Source organism: Streptomyces sp. NPDC050388 (assembly GCF_040655635.1).
In the GTDB taxonomy this organism is placed as follows: domain Bacteria; phylum Actinomycetota; class Actinomycetes; order Streptomycetales; family Streptomycetaceae; genus Streptomyces.
On record NZ_JBFAKH010000191.1, the window covers coordinates 1 to 5,094 of the forward strand.

Consider the following 5,094-nt stretch of genomic DNA (forward strand, 5'->3'; position numbering starts at 1 on the left):
AGCAGCGGACGGATGTCGTCCTCGCCGGCCCGCAGGGCGGCCATGGCGCCGCCGGCGGGCAGGGCCTGCATCAGCCGGCCCCGCGCGGCCACCAGCGCGGCCGCGTCCGCCAGCGACCACACCCCGGCCGCGTGCGCGGCGGCCAGCTCGCCGATGGAGTGGCCCAGCAGGTAGTCCGGGGTCACGCCCCAGTGCTCCAGCAGCCGGAACAGCGCCACCTCGAGCGCGAACAGGCCCGCCTGGGTGAACACCGTCTGGTCCAGCAGCTCCGAGCCCGGATCGAACACCACCTCCTTGATGGGCCGCTCCAGGTGCCGGTCCAGCTCCGCGCAGACCGCGTCGAAGGCCTCGGCGAACACGGGGAAGGCCGCGTACAGCTCCCGGCCCATGCCGGGACGCTGCGCGCCCTGCCCGGAGAACAGGAACGCCGAACGGCCACCACTCCTGGCGACCGAGCCGGTCACCGTGCCCGCGGCGATCGCTTCCAGGCCACGGACGAGGTCGTCCCGTCCGCCGCCCACCACCGCGGCACGCCGCTCGAAGTGCACACGCGTAAGAGCCAGGGACCAGCCGATGTCGGTCGTTGAGGCCGTGTCGTTCGTGCGGACGTGCGCGAGCAGCCGCTCGGCCTGGCCGGCCAGCGCCTCCGGCGTCTTGGCCGACAGCAGCCACGGCACCACCGGCAGCGTGACCGCCGGCTCCTCCACCGGGGCCGGCTCCTCCTCGGCGGCCTCGATGATGACGTGCGCGTTGGTGCCGCTGACACCGAACGAGGAGACCGCGGCGCGGCGCGGGCGCTCGCCCGCCTCCGGCCAGGCGCGGGCCTCGGTCAGCAGCTCCACCGCCCCTGCCGACCAGTCCACCTTCGTGGAGGGATGACCGACGTGCAGGGTCTGCGGCAGGACGCCATGGCGCATGGCCATGACCATCTTGATGATGCCGGCGACGCCGGCGGCGGCCTGAGTGTGCCCGATGTTCGACTTCAGCGAGCCCAGCCACAGCGGCCGGTCCTCCGGCCGCTCCTGGCCGTAGGTGGCCAGCAGCGCCTGCGCCTCGATCGGGTCGCCCAGCGTCGTGCCGGTGCCGTGCGCCTCCACCACGTCCACGTCCGCCGCCGAGACATGGGCGTTGGCCAGCGCCTGGCGGATGACCCGCTGCTGGGCGGGGCCGTTGGGGGCGGTCAGACCACTGCTGGCGCCGTCCTGGTTGACGGCGGAGCCGCGCACGACGGCGAGGACCTGGTGGCCGTTGCGGCGCGCGTCGGATAGCCGCTCCACCAGCAGCACACCCACGCCCTCGGACCAGCCGGTGCCGTCCGCGTCGTCCGCGAAGGACTTGCAGCGGCCGTCGAAGGACAGCCCGTCCTGGCGACTGAAGTCGACGAAGGTGCCCGGTGTCGACATGACGGTGACGCCGCCCGCGAGGGCCATCGTGCACTCGCCGTTGCGCAGCGCCTGGACGGCCAGGTGCAGGGCGACCAGGGACGACGAGCACGCCGTGTCCACCGTGACCGCCGGCCCCTCCAGGCCCAGGACGTACGCGACACGGCCGGAAAGGACACTGCCGGACGTGCCGGTGCCGAGGTAACCCTCGACGCCCTCGGGGAGGGACTGCATCAGTGTCAGGTAGTCGTGGTACATGAGGCCGGAGAAAACGCCCGTGCGGCTGCCCTTCATCGACGCCGGGTCGATGCCCGCCCGCTCGAAGACCTCCCAGGTCGCCTCCAGCATGAGCCGCTGCTGGGGGTCCATGGCCAGGGCCTCGCGCGGCGAGATGCCGAAGAACGCCGGGTCGAACTCGGTGGCGCCGTCGAGGAATCCGCCGGCGTGGGCGTTGGAGGTGCCCGCCTCGCCTGCGCCGAACAAGTGCTCGACGTCCCATCCCCGGTTGTCGGGGAACTGCGAGATCGCGTCCCCGCCGTCCTCGACGAGGCGCCACAGCCCCTCGGGAGAGGTGACGCCTCCCGGGTAGCGGCAGGCCATGCCGACGATGGCGATGGGCTCGCGGTCCCGGTCCTCGTACTCGCGCAGTCGCGTGCGGACCTCGCGCAGGTCCGCCGTGGCGCGCTTGAGGTAGTCGAGGTACTTCTCCTCGTTCGGCATGAGGTGGCACTCCTTGGAAGGCAAGGCGGGGATCGGCGGAGGGCGGCTCCTTGCGGAGCCGCCACACGGGCTCAGGAAAGTCCCAGCTCGCCGTCGAGAAGGTCGAAGAGTTCGTCCGCCGTGGCGGATGCGAGGTCGGTCGTGTCGCTGCGATCGCTGTCACCGGCGGGGCGGCTGTCGGTCCAGGCCGAGAGCAGGCCACGCAGGCGCTCGGTGACCTGCGAGCGGTCGTCGTCGTCCGCTGGCACGGCGGACAGCGAGGACTCCAACCGGTCGAGCTCGCTGAGCAGCGCGAGGGCGGAAACCTGGCCTCCGGGCGCGAGTTCCGCCGTCAGGTGGCGGGCGAGTGCCACCGGCGACGGGTGGTCGAAGATCAGCGTGGCGGCCAGCTTGAGGCCGGTGAGCTGGTTGACCCGGTTGCGGAACTCGACCGCGGTCAGGGAGTCGAAGCCGATCTCCAGGAAGCCGCGGGTCACCTCCACCGCGGCGGTGGAGGAGTGGCCGAGCACGGCCGCGATCGCGTCGCGCACGAGATCGAGGACGATGCGGTGGGCCTCGTCCTCTGTGCACCGGGACAGGCGTTCCTTCAGCGCGGCCGTGGATTCGGCGGCGGGCCGCTGGACCATGGTGGCCTGCCTGCGAACGGCCGTACGGAAGAACGGGCGCAGCAGCGGCGGCAGCCTGTCGGGCCGTACCTGGGACTCGTTCGGGGTGAGGCGGGCGAGCAGCAGGTGCGGCTCGGCGTCGCCCGCGGCGGTGGCGACGGCCACTGCCGTGTCGAACAGGTCGAGACCCTGACGGGCGGTCAGCGGGACGAGACCCGCCCGTCCCATGCGTGCGATGTCGGACGCGCTGAGCTGCCCGAGCATGCCGCCCTCGCCCCACGGTCCCCACGCGAGGGACACGGCGGGCAGGCCGTGGGCCCGGCGGAGCGTGGCCAGGGCGTCGAGGAAGGCGTTGGCCGCGGCGTAGTTCGCCTGGCCCGGACCGCCGAAGGTGCCCGCCGCCGAGGAGTACATAGCGAAGAGGGCGAGGTCCAGGTCCGCGGTCAGTCGGTGCAGGTGCCAGGCCGCGTCGGCCTTGGGGCGCAGCACCGTGGCGATATCGTCCGCTGTCAGGGACTCCAGCACACCGTCCTCGACGACACCTGCGGCGTGGACGACGCCGGCCAGGCCGGGGCCGCCGGGGGCGGTGAGCTCCCCGATCAGCTCCGCCAGTGCCTCGCAGTCGCTGACGTCGCAGGTCACCCAGCGGGCGGAGGCACCCAGCACCGCCAGGTCCTCGACGATCCCGGCTCCGTCGGGGCCGCCGCCGGGGCGGCGAGAGGCCAGCACGAGATCGCGGGCGCCCCACTTCTCGGCGAGGTGACGGACGAGGAGCCCGCCGAGTCCGCCGGCGGCACCCGTGACGAGGACCGCGCCCTCGAGCTCGGGGAGCGTCTGCTCGGCCGGGGCGGTGACACGGGCCAGACGCGGCACGTACGCCTCACCGGTCCGGATGGCGAGCTGGGCCTCGCCGAGGGCGGCGGGCTTCACGAGGTCGTCCGTCGACCCGTCGGTGTCGACGAGGACGATCCGGTCGGGGTGCTCGGACTGGGCCGAGCGGACCAGGCCCCACACGGCGGCCGCGGCCAGGTCGGTGACCTCGTCGTTGTCCGTGACGGCCACGGCGCCGCGGGTGACGACGAGCAGGCGTGCGTCCGGGTCGTGATCGGCCGCCAGCCACTCCTGCAGCCGGGCGAGGGTGTCGGCGACGACGGTCTGCACGGCCGCCGGGACATCACCGTCCACCGTCTCCGTGGACACCTCCAGGACATCCGGGGTCTCGGCCGGGGCGTCGGCCCCGGCGGTGGCCGGACCCGCCACCCACTCCAGCCGGAACACCGAGTCCGAGCCGCCCGCCGCCGGAACGTCCAGCTGACCGGCGCTCAGGGGGCGCATGACCAGAGAGTCGATCCGTGCCACCGGCATACCGTCGGCGTCGGCGAGGTCCAGGGACACCGCGCCGCTGTCGGCGGTGGTGATACGGACCCGGAGCAGCAGCGAGCCCACTGCGTACAGGCTGATTCCCGACCAGGCGAAGGGCAACTGGCCGCCCTCAGCGAGCGAGCCGCCGCTGACGCCGATGGCGTGCAGGGCGGAGTCCAGCAAGGCCGGGTGCAGCCCGAACCGGGCCGCATCCTCCCACGCCTCCTCGGGCAGCGCGACCTCGGCGAACACCTCGTCCTCGCCGCGCCACACGGCACGCAGGCCCTGGAAGACCGGTCCGTAGCCGTAACCGATGTCGTTCATGGCGTCGTACACGCCGTCGACCGGTACCTTTTCGGCGTCGCGCGGCGGCCACTCGGTCAGCGCCCGGCCGGAACCGGCGGCGGGCTCCATCACGAGAGCGCCGCTCGCGTGCCGCATCCAGGGGGCACCGGTCTCGTGCACCGGACGGGAGTGGATCTCCAGCGGGCGTCGGCCGTTCTCGTCGGCGGGCCCTGCCCACATCTGCAGCACCACGGATCCCGTGGTGCTGAGCACCAGGGGGGCGGCGATGGTGAGCTCTTCGACACGGTCGCAGCCGGCCGCGGCGGCGGCATGAGCGGCCAGGTCGACGAACGCGGCACCCGGCAGGAGGACCGTACCCATGACGGCGTGGTCGGCGAGCCAGGGGTGTGTGTCGAGGCCGATCCGGCCGCTGAGCAACAGGCCGTCCGAGCCGACGACGTTCACGGACGTGTCGAGGAGCGGGTGGTCCGTGGTTCCCATCCCCATCAGGCTGAGGTCGCCGAGGGAAGGGCCGGTGGGGCGGAGCCAGTAGTGCTGGTGCTGGAAGGGGTAGGTGGGCAGGTCGGTGCGGCGGGCGCCGGTGCCGGCGTAGAAGGCGGTCCAGTCCACGCGGGTGCCGTGGGCGTGGAGCTCGGCCAGGGCGGTGACGAGGGCGTCGGCCTCGGGCCGGTTCTTGCGCAGGGCCGGGACGAAGGCGGCCTCGGTGGTGTCGGTGAGGG

At 73.3% G+C, this 5,094-nt stretch carries 2 protein-coding genes; both read right to left on the reverse strand.

All coding sequences use genetic code 11. The annotated features are described in order from the left end of the window. Positions 1–2,102, reverse strand: a 2,102-nt coding sequence (locus tag AB0I73_RS40190; RefSeq protein ID WP_363045339.1) for a type I polyketide synthase, incomplete at its 3' end; no start/stop codon positions are given. A 71-nt stretch (positions 2,103–2,173) separates the two neighbouring features. Next, a partial coding sequence (locus tag AB0I73_RS40195) for an SDR family NAD(P)-dependent oxidoreductase (RefSeq protein ID WP_363045340.1) occupies positions 2,174–5,094 on the reverse strand: 2,921 nt, incomplete at its 5' end.